This is a genomic window from Castellaniella sp. S9 (genome assembly GCF_027257175.1).
In the GTDB taxonomy this organism is placed as follows: Bacteria; Pseudomonadota; Gammaproteobacteria; order Burkholderiales; family Burkholderiaceae_B; genus Castellaniella.
Map to the genome: position 1 here is coordinate 219,240 of NZ_JAPFGD010000004.1, position 17,890 is coordinate 237,129.

General features: G+C 63.2%; 25 protein-coding genes. 1 reads left to right on the forward strand and 24 read right to left on the reverse strand.

Annotated features, from left to right (window positions below):
• Nucleotides 1–40: 40 nt before the first annotated feature.
• The 24 genes from OOZ48_RS08095 to OOZ48_RS08210 form a co-directional block, all read right to left on the reverse strand.
• Entirely contained in the window at nt 41–286 is a 246-nt protein-coding gene (locus OOZ48_RS08095; RefSeq protein ID WP_269497206.1) for a phage tail assembly protein, read from the reverse strand.
• Nucleotides 283–513 carry a hypothetical protein gene (locus OOZ48_RS08100; RefSeq protein WP_269497209.1) on the reverse strand — a complete coding sequence of 77 codons (231 nt, stop codon included), beginning with the start codon at nt 511–513 and terminating at the stop codon, nt 283–285. Before OOZ48_RS08100 ends, OOZ48_RS08095 begins: the two co-directional genes overlap by 4 nt.
• Before the next feature lie 11 nt (nt 514–524).
• Nucleotides 525–1,031, reverse strand: a complete 507-nt coding sequence (locus tag OOZ48_RS08105; RefSeq protein ID WP_269497212.1) for a phage major tail tube protein — start codon at nt 1,029–1,031, stop codon at nt 525–527.
• Between the two features lie 27 nt (nt 1,032–1,058).
• A complete protein-coding gene (locus tag OOZ48_RS08110) occupies nt 1,059–2,570 on the reverse strand; it encodes a phage tail sheath subtilisin-like domain-containing protein (RefSeq protein ID WP_269497216.1) in 1,512 nt (503 codons plus the stop codon).
• A gap of 110 nt (nt 2,571–2,680) precedes the next feature.
• Nucleotides 2,681–3,304 carry a phage baseplate assembly protein V gene (locus OOZ48_RS08115; RefSeq protein ID WP_269497219.1) on the reverse strand — a complete coding sequence of 208 codons (624 nt, stop codon included), beginning with the start codon at nt 3,302–3,304 and terminating at the stop codon, nt 2,681–2,683.
• A gap of 26 nt (nt 3,305–3,330) precedes the next feature.
• Nucleotides 3,331–3,846: a hypothetical protein gene (locus OOZ48_RS08120; protein WP_269497222.1), complete on the reverse strand. Its 516-nt coding sequence runs from the start codon at nt 3,844–3,846 to the stop codon at nt 3,331–3,333.
• Nucleotides 3,846–4,376, reverse strand: a complete 531-nt coding sequence (locus OOZ48_RS08125) for a phage tail protein (protein ID WP_269497225.1) — start codon at nt 4,374–4,376, stop codon at nt 3,846–3,848. The genes OOZ48_RS08120 and OOZ48_RS08125 overlap by 1 nt, the downstream gene beginning before the upstream one ends.
• Complete coding sequence (locus tag OOZ48_RS08130) at nt 4,369–4,785, reverse strand: head-tail joining protein (protein ID WP_269497228.1); 417 nt, start codon at nt 4,783–4,785, stop codon at nt 4,369–4,371. The genes OOZ48_RS08125 and OOZ48_RS08130 overlap by 8 nt, the downstream gene beginning before the upstream one ends.
• A 123-nt stretch (nt 4,786–4,908) precedes the next feature.
• Nucleotides 4,909–5,136, reverse strand: coding sequence for a hypothetical protein (locus OOZ48_RS08135; RefSeq protein WP_269497231.1), 228 nt, complete (start codon nt 5,134–5,136; stop codon nt 4,909–4,911).
• On the reverse strand, nt 5,136–5,774 hold the full coding sequence (locus OOZ48_RS08140) for a hypothetical protein (RefSeq protein ID WP_269497234.1): 639 nt from the start codon (nt 5,772–5,774) through the stop codon (nt 5,136–5,138). The genes OOZ48_RS08135 and OOZ48_RS08140 overlap by 1 nt, the downstream gene beginning before the upstream one ends.
• A complete protein-coding gene (locus OOZ48_RS08145) occupies nt 5,758–6,015 on the reverse strand; it encodes a DUF7940 domain-containing protein (RefSeq protein ID WP_269497238.1) in 258 nt (85 codons plus the stop codon). Before OOZ48_RS08145 ends, OOZ48_RS08140 begins: the two co-directional genes overlap by 17 nt.
• Nucleotides 6,016–6,033: 18 nt before the next feature.
• A complete protein-coding gene (locus OOZ48_RS08150) occupies nt 6,034–6,351 on the reverse strand; it encodes a hypothetical protein (protein ID WP_269497241.1) in 318 nt (105 codons plus the stop codon).
• Nucleotides 6,352–6,354: 3 nt separating this feature from the next.
• Complete coding sequence (locus tag OOZ48_RS08155; RefSeq protein WP_269497243.1) at nt 6,355–7,413, reverse strand: major capsid protein; 1,059 nt, start codon at nt 7,411–7,413, stop codon at nt 6,355–6,357.
• Nucleotides 7,414–7,422: 9 nt separating this feature from the next.
• Nucleotides 7,423–8,472, reverse strand: coding sequence for a head maturation protease, ClpP-related (locus tag OOZ48_RS08160; protein ID WP_269497245.1), 1,050 nt, complete (start codon nt 8,470–8,472; stop codon nt 7,423–7,425).
• Nucleotides 8,473–8,515: 43 nt separating this feature from the next.
• Entirely contained in the window at nt 8,516–9,991 is a 1,476-nt protein-coding gene (locus OOZ48_RS08165; protein ID WP_269497247.1) for a phage portal protein, read from the reverse strand.
• Entirely contained in the window at nt 9,991–10,221 is a 231-nt protein-coding gene (locus OOZ48_RS08170; protein WP_269497249.1) for a gpW family head-tail joining protein, read from the reverse strand. The genes OOZ48_RS08165 and OOZ48_RS08170 overlap by 1 nt, the downstream gene beginning before the upstream one ends.
• A 72-nt stretch (nt 10,222–10,293) precedes the next feature.
• Nucleotides 10,294–10,536, reverse strand: coding sequence for a hypothetical protein (locus tag OOZ48_RS08175; protein ID WP_269497251.1), 243 nt, complete (start codon nt 10,534–10,536; stop codon nt 10,294–10,296).
• Between the two features lie 59 nt (nt 10,537–10,595).
• Complete coding sequence (locus OOZ48_RS08180; protein WP_269497253.1) at nt 10,596–11,111, reverse strand: hypothetical protein; 516 nt, start codon at nt 11,109–11,111, stop codon at nt 10,596–10,598.
• Nucleotides 11,112–11,122: 11 nt separating this feature from the next.
• Entirely contained in the window at nt 11,123–13,270 is a 2,148-nt protein-coding gene (locus OOZ48_RS08185; RefSeq protein ID WP_269497255.1) for a phage terminase large subunit family protein, read from the reverse strand.
• Nucleotides 13,270–14,592: a site-specific DNA-methyltransferase gene (locus OOZ48_RS08190; protein WP_269497257.1), complete on the reverse strand. Its 1,323-nt coding sequence runs from the start codon at nt 14,590–14,592 to the stop codon at nt 13,270–13,272. The genes OOZ48_RS08185 and OOZ48_RS08190 overlap by 1 nt, the downstream gene beginning before the upstream one ends.
• An 11-nt stretch (nt 14,593–14,603) precedes the next feature.
• Nucleotides 14,604–15,263: a dATP/dGTP pyrophosphohydrolase domain-containing protein gene (locus tag OOZ48_RS08195; RefSeq protein WP_269497258.1), complete on the reverse strand. Its 660-nt coding sequence runs from the start codon at nt 15,261–15,263 to the stop codon at nt 14,604–14,606.
• Nucleotides 15,260–15,529 (reverse strand): hypothetical protein, encoded by a 270-nt coding sequence (locus OOZ48_RS08200; RefSeq protein ID WP_269497260.1) that lies wholly within the window; start codon nt 15,527–15,529, stop codon nt 15,260–15,262. Before OOZ48_RS08200 ends, OOZ48_RS08195 begins: the two co-directional genes overlap by 4 nt.
• Nucleotides 15,526–16,545 carry a BRO-N domain-containing protein gene (locus OOZ48_RS08205; protein ID WP_269497262.1) on the reverse strand — a complete coding sequence of 340 codons (1,020 nt, stop codon included), beginning with the start codon at nt 16,543–16,545 and terminating at the stop codon, nt 15,526–15,528. Before OOZ48_RS08205 ends, OOZ48_RS08200 begins: the two co-directional genes overlap by 4 nt.
• Nucleotides 16,538–17,107, reverse strand: coding sequence for a DUF3077 domain-containing protein (locus OOZ48_RS08210; protein ID WP_269497263.1), 570 nt, complete (start codon nt 17,105–17,107; stop codon nt 16,538–16,540). The genes OOZ48_RS08205 and OOZ48_RS08210 overlap by 8 nt, the downstream gene beginning before the upstream one ends.
• A gap of 338 nt (nt 17,108–17,445) precedes the next feature.
• On the opposite strand from OOZ48_RS08210, the gene OOZ48_RS08215 reads away from it, so the two are divergent.
• Entirely contained in the window at nt 17,446–17,889 is a 444-nt protein-coding gene (locus OOZ48_RS08215) for a hypothetical protein (protein WP_269497265.1), read from the forward strand.
• Nucleotide 17,890: the final 1 nt, after the last annotated feature.

Consider the following 17,890-nt stretch of genomic DNA (forward strand, 5'->3'; position numbering starts at 1 on the left):
GCTACAAACGCGCAAAGGCGCCAGGTCTCTTTCTCGCCAATCAAAAAAAACCCGTCAGCGCCTCTTGCAGGGCTGAATAGTCAGCCATGTCCAGGTTTTCAATATCCGATGGTGCAACGTCCGCCAGCATGGCGATTAGAGCGATTTCTCGCTCGGCATCGCTATTTGCCATCTTCTGTGCCGTGAGCCGATCACGCACCTTGGCACGGCGCAGATGCAGCACAGAGACGGTGGCACCATCGATTTCGATCGGGTACTTCAACGAGACAGGGGTGCGTTCGCTCATTGCTGGCCTCCGCTATTGGGCGTGCCCTGCCCGTCGTCGCCGGTCTTGCCGGAGGGCTTAGGCGACTTGGCCGTGGATTTCTTTGGGGCCGCAGCCGGTTCGGTGGGCTCGATGTAGCCGCCGGCTCGCAGATACTCGGCTTGCTTGTCGCTAAGTCGCACCACGGCGCCTTTGTCGGCGTGGCTATTGCCATACGGGAAGGCGCGCAGCGCACGGTATTCTTTCACGTGACTCTCCTTTAGATCGCCAGATGCTGGCGGGTGGTTTCGAGCTGATCGACGCCGTTGATGATCGCCTTGTAGTTGACCGGATCGATCTCGTAGACGTCATTGCCGTCGATCTGAAGCTTGTAATAGCGCAGGCTCATGCCGATCTTGAGCGGCATTTCATCGCCGGGTTTCCAGGTGTCCATATCCACCTCGGACAGCAGGCCGCGCAGGGTCACGACCACGGGCTTTTTCGTGCCGTCATCCGAGACCATGGCGCCGCGCGCCACGAACGCGAACTGTTCGCCTGGCAGGATGCGCATCGTCGCCAGCACATCCTTGTCGAACGACTTGAGCGTAGCCTCGGCCTCGAGCTTTTCGAAGCGACCCATGGGCACATCGACTTCGGCGGCCATGCCGCCGGCGTTGTAGCCCATCATCTTCGGCTTGATGACCGGCAGCTTGATTTCCTGGATCCGGCCTGCATACCCGCGACCGTCCACGAATAGGTTCATGTCATACAAAATATCGGCAATCATGTCCTGATCCTTTATCTATCGGTTCGATTAGGCCGCCGCACCGAAAACTTCTTCGATGTAGTCATTGACCAGACGGGAGCGGAACACGATGTGCTCTGCCGGGTAGGGTGGTGTGAAATCGAAATCGAAGTACACAATCCCCTGGGTGATTTGATCCGGCGTGTTCAGGGCGGGATCGGCCCAGGCGCGTCCGCCCAAAATCGCCCCCACGGCTACCAGGTGACGCAGGTATGCGTTGACGCCTTCGAGCACGTCCTCGACGTAGGTCTTCGTGATATTTCGATCCACGGCCCACATATGGGCTCGCAGCAGGCTTTCGTTGATCATGTCTGCCGTACGGCGGACGGACAAAAATGCCCACTTCGGGTCGGACGAGCAGGTGCGGTTGCCCCATAGTCGGGCACCATCTTTTTCGATGATGGTGGCCACTTCGTTTTCGTTCAGGTAGTTCGCCCGCGAGTTCGGATCGCCCAGCACAAAGTCGATGGCTCGGGCCGTGCCGGTAATTCCGTACATTTCCGTGTTCGACGGCGACCACCAGAAACCGCGATCATTGTCCGAGCGGGCGATCATGCCAGCAACACGCGCCGAGGCTGGCTGTAAGGCGTCCGAATTAGATTCAGTGTCCCAGACCTTCACCCACGGATCCACGATGTACACGCGTGCGCTGCCGAAGTTCTCGCGGTAAGAAATCGCGGCCTGGTCGGTCTCGTTGGGGCCATCTGCAATGATGACCGCGCGTAGGCGATCAGCAATACCCAGCATTTCAGAAACGACCGCGCGGTCGTTCGTGAATCCGGGCGCGATCAGGATCTTGGGCTGCACTTTTACGATGCTCTCGGCGGCGAGGAACGCCTGCATGCCTTCGTATTTGCCCACGATGCTCACGCCACCAATGATGTTGCTCTTGACTTGTCCGGCGTCTTGATCATCCTCGACGCGGATGACCACGACCATCGCGCCGGCCTGGTCAAAAATCGCATCGATTGCGCCAGGCAGCGTGCCCTGATCGCCCAAGCCAGCCGCCTCGAGGCGACTGCCTGCAACCAAAACCGGCGTGTCCAGCGGGAACGCCTCGTCGGCGCCATCCTCAAGGAACCGCACCAAGGTCGCATTGAGCACCCCGGCGCCGGCAGCGCCACTGGGCAGCGCGGCGGATACCAGGGCGCTGGCCGCCGTGCTCTGGCCCATGGCTGTGACCAGCTGCGAGGCGGTGGTAATAATGTCGCCTTGCGCGTCAGTTGCCAGGGTAACGGTGATCGCTTTGTTGGCCACAGCGATTTTAAGCGGCTCGCTTTCTTCTCCAGTCGAGCGGTACCGGATAGAGATATTGTTGCCAAGCGCGCCTGGGGCGACCGCTTCGTATTCAATGGTTGTGTCGCTGGCCGTACCCGAAAGCGCGAGGGCGGCGGTGGCTTGCGCGCGAGCATTCGGCGCGGTGCCGATCAGTCCGATGACGCTAGACCGCACTGTGGAAATGGGCCGTGCGCCGTAATCGAGCTCGATGACCTCGACGCCGTGCAAAAACTGTTCAGGCATGGTTGCTCCCGTGATTGTGTTGAGCCGATCGGTTGGCCCCACAACGGACACGGGGCCACTAAACACCTCTATCCTGAATGTTCTAGGCCGGGCCTTCCTGCGGCGCGGTTTTAATGTGAGTGATGGTTCGAGTTGCCGCCGGCGTCCATAATCGTGCCCGAGGCGTTCACGTCGCCATCGACCGATAGTTGGCCCTGCATCTGCATGTTGCCGGTCACCGACATGGTGGCGCCGCTGCCCCCCGAGATCGCCATGCCGCCCTTGCCTGTGATCTGACCATCCACAAGTAGGTCGCCTGTCATATGCGTGTTCTGGGCATCCACTGTGGCTTGCGGCGTGACAACCAGCACTGGGCCGCCGGCGCGCACAGTCGCCTGGCCGGCCAAAATGATCGTGTACGACCCTTCGGCGCGATCATGCACGATGCTGTCACCGTTCGCGTAACGTATGACGTGTCTGTCGGGGCTGCTATCCGGTTCCGCATGCTGATCCGAGTACAGCGCGGGGCTGACGCTGGCCCCTTCCATGAGACCGGCTGGCGCGATCACTTCGACCTGTTCGCCGACCTCGGGCGCCCACCAATCGATATCACCACCGGCGCGCCGCGTCTTCCAGGGCAGCCAGTCGGTGGTCATGTCGTCGCACGTGACGCGAACCTTGCCGGCACCGTAGTCCGCCGCAACAACCGTGCCGATGCGCACGAGATTCGCCAAGCGCCGTTCGAGCTCGGCCACGCGGCGCTCGAGGTCAGAGTCCGTGCTCACGCGATCCGCTCGTAGTCGTCGGCGTGGCCGGCGCCGATGGCCGGGGCCTGGCCCAGCATGATCTGGGTGGGCCGGATGCCGGGAGGCTCCAGTTCGCCCAGGGCAATCTCGATCCCGAACTCGACGGCCCAGGTCAGATACCCGTCTACCTGGGGCCTGAATGGGTCTTCGCTGGCTTGTATCAGGCGGATATGGCCATGGCCCGCCACTGGACGGCGAATTTCATGCAATGCCACGGCTACGCGTGCGCAGAATGCGCGCAACTGCAGCTCGGCGCGATCCGCGTTGGGGTCGACCAGGCAGTGTGCCTGCCATCGTACGTCGGTCAGTAAGCGCGAGTCGCCGGCCTCGAGCAAAGAGGTGAAATCCTCGATCTCGAGATAGATGGCTGGCAGCTTGATGCTGCGCTGATGGCGGCCAGGCCGGTCGGCCTCGATCGTGGGCACGTCAGACAGTTTCTCGCGCAGCTTGGCGGCCAGGGCGTCGGCGTAGTCGGTCAGTGAAACACCCATTATTTATCCCTTATGATTTTGCTAAGTTCGTATTCCATTTCCTGTCGCATGACTTCGAGCAGGCGCTCATCCGCGCGTTCGGCGGCCTGGCGCAGCGCGGCGGCGCCCGCTTCGTCAATCGGCAACTTGGCCAGCTCAAGCGGGAAGCGTTCGCGGCCAGTGCGGCGGTACACGCCGCCGCCGAACCTTTTAATGGGGAACGCGCCCTCGAAAAAATGTGCCCCCACCTGGGTGCCGCCGGCACGCCTGCGGGGCGTACCCAGGCGTTTGGCTGCAAATGCGTTCAGGCCGAGCCACACCAGTTGTTCCATCCCGCCCTCACGTCGATACAAGCGCAGGCGGGCCTGTAGCAGCTTTTGCTGGATCCTCATTTCGTTGGATAGGGCGCGCCTAGCACGAGTTTGTGTCCACTTGGCTGTCTTGAGCAGCGCCCGCTTGGCTGCCGCGCGGGCCGCGTTTTCGGTCAGTCCGAGTGTCTTGATGAGGCGGTCAATATCTTTGCGGCTGATTTCGCCAGAGATCTCAATCATCGTTGCCACCCGCTTCAGGTTCAGGTTCTGGTCCTGGCTCTGGCTCTGGCTCTGGCTCTGGCTCTGGCTCTGGCTCTGGCTCTGGCTCTGGCTCTGGCTCTGGCGGCACAACATGCAGCTCGCGCAGCACCAGGGCAGTCCACCCCGTGCCGTCCGGCTCTATGCTCACGACCTCGTACTGGTTGCCATCGTGCGCAATGACTTCGGCCAGATCAACATCGGCGACGTCGCCATCGCGCATCGTGATGCTGGGTTCGGTGATTTCCGTGTGTAGGCCGCCCATACGGGGTTGCAGCCACGGTGCCTGGAACATGCCGCGCCGATTTTCGCCCTTAATCGTCACGGGATCAGACACATGCTTGTGCGCGGCCTGATCGATCCTTGATGCGAGTTGCCGCCAGTCGGTCATGGCGAGCACCGTGCGGCCTGGCGGCGTTTGTTATGCGTCACAATCTGACGGGCAAGGCTGGCTGATACGGCACTGACATCGCTGGCCTGTGGCTCAATCGTAAATGTGCGGGCGCAGTACGTGTCAGTGCTTGCGCACGAACTTAGCCAGCTCATCACGCACAGTATCGTCATCCATCGAAACAACCTGATTGTCCGCTTCACGCACTGCCTCCGAATCTTTTAGTTGTTGCTCGAGGCGCTCGATGTGCGCCGCGCGCTTGCCTGATTGCCTCACCGCAAAAACGCCCACGGCAATGGCAACGACCCAGGCGAGGTACGGCTGCAAATACGCGAACAGTGCGGACAGCATCAGACGTTCACCTCGCCTTGCCAAAAATTCTCATGGCGCAGCCCGCGTTCCAGCGCCATGGTTACCCTGGCCGCCGCCTCGGCTTTGGTCACCGCATGGTCGTCGTTGGCGTCCAGGCCTGCGTTTTGCCGGTACGTGGTGGGCGATGCGCCCTTTTCCCAAAGCACATACGAGTCTGGCTTGCCGATGGCTCGGGGCCAAAGCACAGCCATGTACACGTCCGAGAGTGTTTTCATGCGGCCCTTGTAGGGCAGCAGATAGCGGTAGACATAGACAACCTGGTCTTCTGCGGTCATGGCCGCCAGCTTGGCCGTAGTGGTGCCCAGCGACCTTGCTGTGGCCTCCATGAACTGGATCAGACCTGTGCCGCTGCTGCCTGCCATGTTGCGCTTATCGGCGCGAAACGTCTCTGCGGTCTCAAACGCAATCACGGCCATGAGGTGATTCACGTCCACATCCAGATTGTCGGCAGCCCACACAATGCGATCCCGGAAGGTTTGCGAAACACGCTGACCCCAGGCGATGGTGCGCAGCCGCCCGGCGCTCTCGGTGGTCAGCTCGGCATGTTCGTCAACGGGGTCGGTGGACGGTGACGTTTGCCGCAGCAGGGCGATCAGCCATTCAATTAGCTTTTTCATGCAGCTTGTCCTGTCGGATAATGCGCGCCACCAGTGACGTCGCAACCACCGCAATCACGTACCAAAGCACGTAGCGGTCGGGTACGACGCGCTTCATGTCTTCGGGTAGCAACGCCCAAATATGCAACGCCTGATCGGGAAAGAGCTCGATCAAACCTGGGATTGCGGTGCCCAGACCGAGCGTGCGGACGCTGGCGAAACGCCAGCAATCCTTCCAGTTGTCGATCAGTTTGATTTTCATGCGGGATCTCGATGTGGCCTACAAAATGCCGATCAGGCGCTTGGCGACAAAGGCCGCGACAACGCCCACGCACGCCCAGGCCGCGTTGATTACCCAGGTCGAGGTCATCTTCTGCATCGGCTGGCTGCGCTCGAGCGCCTGCAAGCGCGAATCGTGCTTGCTGATCGTCTCGAAGGCGCGATTGACCGCTTCGGTCGTGTTCAAGTCGCGCTCCTCTAGCCGTGCCAGGCGCTGCAGCAGGGTTGATGCGAGTTCGGACATCGTTTCCTGCAGGGCGGCGAGGCTCTGGCGAATGGCGGTGATCTCCGCACGAATGGATCCGTACTCATCCGCCATGCATTACCCCTGCAGCGCCTTGATCGTGAGCTTGACCACGGCCGTGGGCCGGGTGCACAGGCTGATCGGGTTGGATTGGACCTCAATGTCCACACCCTTGCCCAGCGGCTTGACTTCCTGCTTGGCGTAATACGGCAAGCCGATGGTGTTGGCCGTCTCCACGTAGTTTGCCGGAGCAAAGCGCGTGATGAACATATCTTCGACGCCCTCTGGAAACAGGTACGCCTCGCCATTGGCGATGAAGGGCGTGCCGCCGACCGCCCCGCGATACTCTTCCCAGGTGGCACCGGCGAACTCGAACCCCTTGCGCGGATCATTGCGCAGGAACAAGCCCGACTCGAAGAGTTCGTAGGCTTTCTTGACCGATGGGTGAGCGATCAACTTGCGGAAGAACGTTTTCCCGCAAAGCACGCGCACGCCCGTGTACGGCTCGTTGCCCAGTTTGGCTTCCATAATGTCCAGGGCGGCCAGGACTTCGCCTCGGATATCGGCGGGCGGTGCGGCCTCCACTGGAGGGGTGGCTTCGCTATCCGCATCGTTGCCGATGTGGTCGAGCGAGAGTTCCGAGGTGCTCTGGGCCAGTTCGAATTTCGTGAAGAGGTTTTCGATGACGGTAGAGCCGTCCGAGTCGATGATTGTGCCCTTGATCGCGCCGACGCGCTGGTATTCGATCGTCGCGTCAATGCGCCGGCGCATTTTTGCAATGCGTTTGTCCACAAAGGAGCGCATCGTTTCTTCTTCGGACGCGGTGCCGAAAGTGCGCAGGTTCTGGATGTCGTCGGCGCCGATGGTGTCCAGAGTGGGCAGGTGCGTGGTGCCAAAGAGCACGACCTTGCGCGTGCTGCCGCCCGTGGTTGGCAGCACGCTGGCGCTGCGGCTCGTGTTTGGCAACAGCGTCAGCGTATCCGTATCTTTTTCGACCACAACGGTGGTCGTGGCGACACCGTCTTCCTGGAACAGGCCCAGGGTGGCCAGGCGCGACGGAACTGCGGGAGCCTCGTTGACCGCTGCGGTCAGCTCCTGCAGGGTGAATTTGTTCGAATCGAAAATACCGAGATCCATGGTGGCTCCTTAGTTGGCTTTGGACGCCGCCTTGCGGGCAGCATAGAGGTGGCGATAATTCAGGCGCTCGTTCAGGCGCGCACCTTCGTCGTCATCCGGGGTGCGCGCGTCGGCCGGGGTGTGCGGATTGATGGCGGTGGCGCCATCGGCGCGATCCGAGAGCAGCCGCGCCCGCACCGCATCAACCGACAGTCCGGCGCGCACAAACACTTCGCCGTCTTTTTCACGGCCAGCGGCGCTGGCCAGCGCGATAACTTCATGCGCCTGGGCGATGCGTTGGGTGACCGTTTCCTTGCTGCTCGGGGTGCGGATCAACGGGGCGGCCAGATAGGCCAGTCCGGCATCGGCGCACAAGGCCGCAATCTCGTCGGGCGGCATGACGGCCACGGAGCTAACGGGTTCGGTGGGCGGTGCGGCTGGGGCCGCAAGCGCCTTTGGTACGCGGGTAAATCGGGCGGTGGCGCCCTCTGTCAGGCTTGCGGCCATGGCCATGGCGTTAAGCTCTACGTCGGCGAAGCCGGCGGCGACGGCTTCGGTGCCGTTGTACCAGGTCTCCGCGTCCATGATTGCGGCGATTTCTTCGACCGGGCGACCAGTGCGGGCGGCGTAGATCGATGCAAAATTACGGTGCATGTTCTCGAGCACGTCAGCCACTTCGCGCAGATCGTTGTAATCGCCGAACGCGAAATTTATCGGGTTGTGCACCATGATGTAGGCATTGGCCGGGATCTCGATGTTGTGCGCGGCCATGATGATCAGGCTAGCTGCGGATGCCGCAACGCCTTCGACCCGAGCAGTAATGCGGGCGCTGGCCCGAGACATCACGTTGTACATGGCCAGGGCGTCAAACACGGCGCCGCCCGGCGAGTTCACCGACAGCAGGATCGGCACGTTGTCAGGGATCGCGCGCCAGTCTTCGATAAAATCGCGGGCGCTGATTCCCCAGATGCCGATCTCGTCAAAGATATCGATCTCGTAGCGGGCCGCGTCCTGGCCGTCTTCGGCGGCGGGCTGACCATTCGCCGCCAGCGCCTTGATCGTGTACCACTTCTTTTTCATGTCATCGTCCTGTTATCGGGCTGCATATATGGTGCAGCGGCCACTACCTGCGTTCCTGCGGCGCGGTTTCTTGCGAATCGGGCTCAATTTCTCGCGATGCCGGGCTGGGCGGCAGGCCCAGCGCCTTTTCTCGCGCCAAGTCGTTGGCGATCTCGCGGTCGATCATTTCGGCGTCATACCCGCGCTTGAGGATCGCCTCGCTGCGACTCATCAGCTTGTTGTTGATGGCGAGCACGTCGGCCTGGATGTCCTGCACCGGATGGATGTAGGCCCAGGCGTTTGGCGTCCAGCGGGTACTTTTTAGATCGGGGCGGCCTGTGGGCAGCGCGCCGGCAAGCACAGCGGCATCGACCCAGGCATTGCGGATCGGCCGGCAGAACTGTGGCACCAGCACGTTGTGGATCAGCGCCATCGCGCGGCGCTTATATTCGTTGATCGCAACGCGCATCACTCTGTCGTTCACGTCGCTGTAGTCGCCTGTGAGAAACGGATACGGCATGCCCAGGGCCGCTGCGATGATGTGCAGCTGCGCGGTGGTGAAGTCGCGGTACCCTGTCGTCGTGCCGGGCGGTTCCGAAAACTCGACGCGCTCGCCGGGGCCCAGCTCCTGCAGCACGCCTGGCGCAAACTCAAGCGCTGGCAGTTCGGTTCGATCCTCGGGTAGCGGCTTACCGTCCTGGCCCATCTCCTCCATTCCGAGTTCAGGCGCCGGGCGCGTGATGAAACCCACGAAAAGGTTCGCGATTTTTTGCCTCACGATCTGGGCATCGTCGAACTCGTCAATGTCCTTCAGGCGCACCAGCACCGGCGATAGCACGGGTACGCCGCGCAACTGGCCGGGGCGCGTAGATTCAAACAGATGCAGGACGCGATCGGCAGGAATGCGCTTTGGCTCATTGTTCGACAGGCTCGAGTCGCCGGGATGGTTTGGGTGCAGCCAGTAGGCCACCCGCTGGCCGCGCGCATTAAGCTCGATACCGTCAATGATCCGGCCGCCATTTTTCAGGGTCTCGTTTTTGAATGGCAGGTGGTCGGACTCGAGCAGGCGAATTTTCAGCGGAATGCCAGTCGCCTCGTCAGGCTCGAGTAGCGCGAGCACTTCGCCAGACTCAAGCATGGCTCGGATCGCCATCGTTTGCAGCCCATAAAAGTCGGTCTGGCCATCCATGTCGCATTCGTCTGACCAGGCTTCCCAAGCGTCGATGATCTTCACGCGCATCGACTCGTCATCGGCCAGCGGCTTGGGCGAGACACCCTCGCCGACGATATCGGACGTCAGCCGATCAATGCCGGCTCGGGCGATGGGATTGTTTCGGCAAGCGTCGCGCGAGCGAGCGCGCAGCAAACCCAGGCGCCGATGCTCAAGGCGGGGGGATGTGTCCATCGGGCGCCACAACCGCAGACGTCGGCCTGTGCCGGCCGCCTCGTGCGCCGTAGGGATGCTGGCCTCGTTGCTTGCCTGGGCCTGCCTGACGGACGACCTGGCGGCCCCGATCAGCCGATTGATCCAGCCTGCCATCACAGCCCCTTCGTGCCCTGCACCGCGTACCATGTGCGGCCATGCAGCGGCGCATATTGCGTGCCCAGCTTGCGCGCAATCTCATCGCGCAGCGCGCGTAAATCGTTGACCGACACATCGTGGTATTTGACCCAGCGGTCGGCAAATCGTATTTCTGTGACCCGCTCGCCCGACAACAGCGCGACGATGGCGGCGTCGATGGCGGTCAGATCGGCTTGCGTGTACGACATAGGCGGCGTCCTCGAATGGATGCCGCCAAGTCTGACTGCTACCGTTTAATCCTTCCTTCGGTACGGTTCAGTTCAGACATCGACAGAGGGCGCGCCTTCGGCGCCTATGGCTGCGGCGATCACCGCATGGGCCGCGTCGACCATCACCGATACCGCGTGCGTTGACGCTGGCCCAAGCAGTAGCAAATCGGCAGCAGTCTCCAGTAACTCCAGCGAGTACTGCAGCGCTGTCTCGGTGGGCACGCCTGCGCGCACGGACAGCAGGTAACGGTCTTTGTCGTAGGCGTAGAACGCCACTTCTTTTGTGGTTTCCATTTTCATGTCCTATAACATAAAAACTACAGTTGTAAGGCATTGTGACAGCCTTTGCCCTATTACCCTTTGGTGTCGGCGTTTTCTGGTGAGGGTGCGCGCACGGCGCGGCGCGGCTTTTTGCCGCCACGACCGCCGCGCAATTTCGGTTCATCCAGTTCGTAGTCTGGCGGCGTACGGCGTGCCGTGTGTTCGTGCTCGACAACCTGCGCGGCAAACTGTCCGATCTTCGACATGTCGTCCACCTCGCGAACGGTCATGATCATGACGCGGGCGACCTCATCGCGGGCGAGGCCAATCTTGAGCAGGTTGTGAACTTGGCGCGCCTTGCGGATCTCGGCAAACCAGGTCAGGCGCGGGATAAAGATCTGTTCGCCGCCATACAACGCCGAAAGCCGGCGCGCGGGTTCCTCTCCGATGATGGAGGCCAGCACACTGCGTTCGGGCCGCATGGCGGGCACCACGATATTGTTGCCGCCCCACCAGGCCGCCAGCAGTATGGTCGCACGCAGGCCGATATCGACGGCAAGATCATCCAGGATCGTGTTGGTTTGGCTGGCGACGATTTTGTTGTTCATGAGGGCTCCTGTTATCGATTGATCGCGCGGCTGACCACGCGACGGCGCGCGGGGCGCGCGGTGGGCTTCGGGGTGTCGGTGGTGTCGGGCTGTGCGGGCGCGGGCGCGGGCGCGTCCAGGCTTACCCGCGACAGGCGCATGGCCGCGAAGTTGTAGACCAGGCAATCCAGCGCTTCATTGCGCGGGCGCAGCTGCACCCATTCTTGAAACGGCCGAGTACCGCGCACCTTGGTGACCAGCTTTTCGGCAGCCAGCTGGGCAAAATATTCGTCATCGAACGCCGCCTCGCGCGGGAAGTGGATGTAGCCTGGGCCTGACTTTTCGAGTTTGAGTCGGGCGTAGATCAGCGCCTTGCCCTGGTCAACGCCGATCGGCTCGGCGGCGTGTTGCCGGCGCACGCGACGGCGCAGTCTGGCGGCGCGCTTGCGTTCATCCTCGATCAGCGGACGGCCTGTGCCGCCGATGCCCTTGCACGGCACGGCCCAGCGCTTATTTGCGCAAAAGGCGTAGACTGCGCTGGTGTTGTAGCCCGCGTCAATGGCGGCCATGCGCACGTGATGTTGCGCCAGGGCCTCGCCCAGCTCTGCCCACACATCAGCCTGTGTCGTGTCGCCCGGCACAATCACATGGTCGATCAGCCAGGCTTCCTCTTTCTCACCCCAGCCGACGATACTGGCCTCGAGGCGGTTTTTCTGCACGTCGACGCCGGCGGTGATCAAACGGTACGGCAAGGCGTGCGGTTCGTACGGCTCAAGCCTTGAGATCAACGATATGTCCTCGATGCTGTCGCCCTGCTCGGCCCAGGTCTCGCCCAGGTAGGTGTTCACGAACGCCTTCAGCTCGGAGGTGTCGCCCTGACTGTCGATCCACTTTTGCGCGATGTCGCGCCAGGATGTGCCCAGGCCAACCGGCGCGTACAGCGCGTTGATGTGATAGCCACGCACGCGCTTGATGTTCGGGCGCGCCGGAATCCATCTGCCATGGGCCAGCATGTCCGTCTTGCTCGATTCCTGGATCTCGTAGTGGCAGTGCTTGCACACATACCAGGCAGACATGACGTACTGGCGCATAACCTCGCCCGTTTCAGCATCCACGGGCGCGGTGGCGTGCCACTTGAGACCGTGGTCAGCCGTGCCCGAACGGTCGAACTCCAGCACCTGCAGCTTCTCGCAGCGCGGGCACGGCACGTGGTAGTGGCGTTGATCGCTGCGGGCGAACTGCAGCGATATCCGGCAGCGGCCGGTGGTGGTGGGCGTGCTGATGAAGTAGGATTTCGCACGGCTGTAGGTGCGCTGTCGGTTCTCGATCAGCGTCATCGGGTCGCCCTCGCCGCCGACATCCCACGGGTACGCACTAACTTCGTCACAAATCACATAGGGCAGGTGGTCGGAGCGCAGGGAGTCCGGGCTGTTCGCGCCGCTGCGGATGATACGCGCATGGGCGCCATACTCGACCACCTCGGCGCGGTTCGCCTTGTCGCGCGTGGATTTTGTCACCAGGCCGTGCAGCGCCTCGGACTCATCCAGCATCTTGGCCATGCGCGGGTTGAGCGATCGATCACGCAGCTCCAGCGTGGGCATCACCACCAGCATGTCTTTGTTCTGCAGGTGGTGCATGGTGTAGCCGATCCAGTTCATCATCGCCTCGGACGCGCCCACCCCCGTCGACTTTTTGAACACGACGGTGCGCACCGGGCTGTGTTCGGACAACGAGTCCATCACTTCGCGCAGGTACGGCGTCAGCGCCGTATCCCATCGGCCAGGCGCATTCGTGCCGGAGCGCAACCACCGATGGCGATCGGCCCATTGGCTGACGGTTAGCAGATCGCGTGGCTGCACACCGCGCTTGAACTGCGTACTGGCCTTGGGCAGCGTGGTGATCGTGGCCTCGGCATGGGCGCCCATGTCCGTCAGCACGGTATGGGCGATGTCGGCCATGAGGTAATGCACGCGCGTCTCGTCGTGTTCTCCGGCGACGGCCTGGGCGAGCAAGCCCGGCATGATGCCCATGGTCTGGGCCACCAGGCGGCGCAGCTCGGCGGCTTGATCCAGCACGTCCTTATGGCTGACGGTTTCAGCCAGGGCCGACTCATAGTCGGTGCGGGCGGTCAGGGCGCGCAGCTTTTCGCGCTCGGTTTGCAGGTCGGACAGGGTGGCCATCAGTGCATCACTCCCGCGCGTCCGCGATCTGGTCGAAGGTGCGGGTATCGCCTTCCAGGGTAGCCCCCCCCCCCTGTGTATTCCTGCCACCGGCGCACGATGACGTCGCAGTACTTCGGATCCAGCTCCATCAGGCGGGCACGCCGGTTCGACTTTTGCGCGGCGATCAGCGTGCTGCCGCTGCCGCCGAACAAGTCCAGGACGATCTCGCCTGGGCGGCTGCTCCAGGACACCATGCGCTCGACTAGGGCGACGGGCTTCATCGTGGGGTGAAGCTCGCTTTTGGTGGGCCGGTCGTGGCGCACCACGCTGCTGGCCGTGCGTCCGCGCAGCTCCATCACCATGCCAATGAGCTGTTCTTTTTTCAGTTGCTGCAGGTCCAGATCGTCATCCATGACGGTGGTCAGGGTGAAGTCCTCGCAGAAGTAATGACCCACGCCTTCCTTCCAGCCGTAGAGGATCGGCTCATGCTGCCAGTTGAAGTCCTGGCGCGAGAGCGTGGCCGATTGCTTGACCCAGATCAGCACCTGCGAGAGCTTCAGGCCCGCCTGCACGAGGCAGTCGGCGAAGGCTGCGCGTTCGGCTTCCGAGTGCGCCACGTAGATCACTGCGCCGGGGCGCATGACCGCATAAAGCGAGGCGTACACGCCGCGCAGGAAGTCGCGGAACTCGCCCGGCTGCATGCTGTCGTTCAGGATCTTGCCCGCCTTGCCCTCGACGGCCACGTTGTACGGCGGGTCGGTCCAGACCAGATCGGCTTGCTCGCCGGCCATGAGCGCCTGGACGTGCTCGAGGTTCGTGCTGTCGCCGCACATGAGCCGGTGGCGGCCCATGACCCACACGTCGCCCGCGCGACTGACGGGTTCGTCCGGTGGCGGCGGGGCCGCGTCGGGATCGGTCAGGCCGGGCTCGCCGATGGCGTCCAGGTCATCGAGCAGATCGTCGAGCTCCTTGTCATCAAAACCTGTCAGCGCCAGGTCAAAGTCCATCGCGGCCAGGGCGCGCAGCTCGGCGGCGAGTGTGGCTTCGTCCCAGCCGGCATTCAGCGCGAGCTTGTTGTCCGCAATGACGTAGGCGCGGCGCTGGGCCTCATTCAAGTGCGACAGGCGAATGCATGGCACCTCGCGCAGGCCCAACTTCGTGGCCGCCATCACGCGCCCGTGGCCGGCGATGATGCCGCCGTGTTCATCGATCAGCACCGGGTTGGTGAAGCCGAACTCATGGATGGATGCCACGATCTGCGCCACCTGCGTCTCGCTGTGCGTGCGGCTGTTGTTGGCGTAGGGCGTAAGGCTGGCGACGGGCAAGGTCTCGATCTGCATAACTGCTTACCTCACACGGGCGACGCGGCCGAGGCGGCGCTGCTACGGTCGTGTTCGATGGCCTTGTCCGGATCTGCGGTACGCCAGTCGGGCCAGGCGCGACTTTCGTTCTTCGCTTGCTTGGCCGCCAGCGCTGCGATGATCTCCTGCGGGCTGGCGCCGGATCGCCAAGCGCCATCAAGCGCGAGGATCACCACGTCGATCCACTCAGACACGTCTCCGGGGTCGCTCTGGATCTCTGCCAGCTCTTTACGGATGTGGTCGACCACGCCTGCTGCGCGAGGGCCTGGCCCGAAGGTGCGCGCCGACCATTCGCGCTGGCGCTGCAGGTGCGCGATGAAATCGAACACGACTGGCTCGATGGGCGATGCGTCGAGCAGGCACTCGATTTCGTAATGCACCGGCATGTCCAGTTGGACGGCAATGTGGCGCTCGAGGCGGGCGCCCTTGCTCTGCATCCACCCGTCGAGCATCAGGATGCCGTCGCAATCCATAAGCGCTGTGATATCGACGCGCATGTGCTGTGTCCACGCGGCGGTGGGCGAGACGCCGTTCTGGGCGGGGTTGAACACGTCGTAGCCGGCGCTGCGCAGTGAGGCTGCGGCGGCGTTGAATGCCGGGTAGTTGTAGTCTGGCATGCCCGTCATGGGCCCGCTGATGTAGATCGTCATGCGACCTCCTTTGCTGGTGTGGCGTAGTAGTGCGGCCGGGTGTAGCCCGTGACCGAATAATGCTGCGGTGCGCAGCCCGCCAGGGCCACGGCCACCGTGACACTGACTTCGCCCGCGCCGACCATGTATTCGGCGTTGCGCCGTTCGTAATTCTCGACGCACTGGCAGGCGGCGTCCTCGTGATCGATCGCCTCGAGACGCTGCGCGTCGTCGCGCGTCTGCCCGGTGTCGAGGATCCATGCCTCGTAGGTTCGGATGGTGATCATGCTGGGTCTCCGTTGACGCTGGCGGCATCAAGCGCCGCCTGGAAGGCATCGTGGCATTCGGCCAGCCACTGGCCGCGCGGCTTGTCGTCTTGCTCGATGATGCGCGCGCCGTCAAAGGCGGCGGCGGCCAGGGCTTCGGGGCTGGGAATCACCATCTTGCGGTTGCGATAGGTGGGCTGATCGCTCGGCTCGGGCGTCTCCCAGGTGCTAGCAGCGCGGCCGGCCTGCCAGCCTGGCAGACGGCCCAGGTGGCTGATGAACCGGGTTTGATCCAGGGGCCAGCCCGTGCGTTCGGTGCGGGCCCACCAAGCCAGGTACGCGGCATACGCCTGGCTTCCCAGGCAGGGGCAAAAGGGCAGCGCGGGCTGGCCGTCAAGCAGCACCAGGCGTCCGCAGGCCCACAGCTCGACAAAGATGTCGTGCCCTGCCTTGGGTGGCGGCGGCAGCGGTGGCGGGTCTTGTGGCTCGGGGATGCGCAGCTCGGCCAGCATGTTGATGCCGGTGTAGGCCAGCGCCTGATCGTTGGCGCGGCGAATGGCCTGGGCGGTGGACAGGCCGGTGGCGCGGGCGGTGCGCTGCACGCTGCGGAAAATGCGGTCGGCAGCGGTGAGCAGGTCGGCGGCGTGGTTCGGGTTGGGCGTGATGAACTGCGCGGCCTGGCCGGGCGTGCGGCCAAGCGGGCCCTGGGCGAAGTAGCCGCCCGTCTTGCGGATGGTGGGCAGCACGTCCTCGAACACCCAGCGCTCGAAGCGTTCGGCGGCTGGCAGGCGGCTGCCCACCACCAGCCGGTACAGGTCGGGCTCGGAGATCAGGCGCGTTTCCTGTGCGCGGCCCAGGGCGTCGACGATGGGGTGGTGTTTCGCCACCCCACGGCAGTGTTGCTTGATGGCGTTGATGGTGTCGCTGTATCCCAGCGCCTCGGCCACGTCGCGGCCCACGAACCAGGTATTGCCCTGTTCGTCCAGCAGGGCGCGCACGGGCTGCTGGTCAAAGTCGAAGGGGATGAGCTCATTCATAGTGCTCTCCCTCGCCCAGGATGTTGCGCGCGAGCTCCAGGGCCGCGTCGCGTTCGTGGCGGCGCGTGACGCCTTCGCCAGCGCAGCCGGTGGCCTCGTTGGCAGCGGCCCAGGCGGTCTTCTGCTCGGCGGTCATGAGCTGCAGGGCGTTTTGGATGATCTGCCCGGCCAGGCGCAGCTCGCGCAGCAGGGTGTGGGCGGTGTCCAGGCGGGCGCGCCCCGGCAGCACGCCGGCATCGACCGGGGCTGACGGGTGGTGGTGCAGCATCGCGGCGATTTCATCGGCGCTGTGCGCCTGGGGCCGGGTCTCGCAGGCGCGCACCAGGGCGGTGCCCATGTCCAGCAGGCGCGCGGCGGCGTCGACCAGGTCGTTCTGCTCGGCGTCGATCGCGCGCATCAGCACCGTGTGCGCGGTCTGCAGGATGTCGATGGCGTGGACCGTGGCGGTCTCGGCGTCGATGCCGCCGGCCACCTCAAAGAGCAGGCGGCTCTTTTCGTCGGCGACGTAGAAGGGGGTTTGATGGGTGGTTTGCGCAGGCGCGCGCGTGAAGTTACCAGTCATGGCCGACTCCTTGGTTGCGGTTGAGAGCCGCCGTCACGCTTCCAAACGTGGTGGGCGGGCACATGCAGGTTGGAAGACTGGAACCAAGGGACCAGCAGGGCTTGCGCCCTCCCGCATGGCCCGCCCAAAGGGGTGCCATGCTGCGCGCATCGATAGAAAAAGCCGCATGAAGGGTTTTCAGGCGGCTGCGCGCCTTGGTATTCCGGGCTTCCAAACCCGTGCCACGGTTGTTTGCCGTGACATGGGTATTGTGGCGTAGTGCGCAGCGAGCCGTCAAGCGGTTACTATATGTAAGCCCAAGATGATTGGGCGTGGATTGACTAGAGAATGGGGGAAGCATGATCACCACCAGCACCTTCGTGCAGCCCGTTGCCGCGACGGCCGAGCGTATCCGGCAAATCCTGGCTGAAGCCGGCGGCAGCGGCGCCCAGCAGGCCCAGCTTTTTGTCTTCGACACCCTCGTAGGCGAAAAAAGCCTTGTAACTGGCATCACCGTTGGGCAAGTGAACGGGCAAACGATTCAGGACGTACGCGTCAGCCCTGTCGGAATGGCCGTTGTGGAGTGTCTGACCGCCCACCACGCGTTGAACTACCCTGGGAAGCCCGTTGTAATCGCGGGGGTTCAGCAGGTCACCGGCGCGGTACAGCGCGTGGGCGATGTATTGAAGAAGGCGCCGGCCGGCGCTGCGGTACTGCTGGTCTGCGCGGACGACAAGGTCTACGACGCCGCGCTCCGTGGGCTGCACGTCGATTACGGTTCCGCGAAACAGGATTCTCACTAGG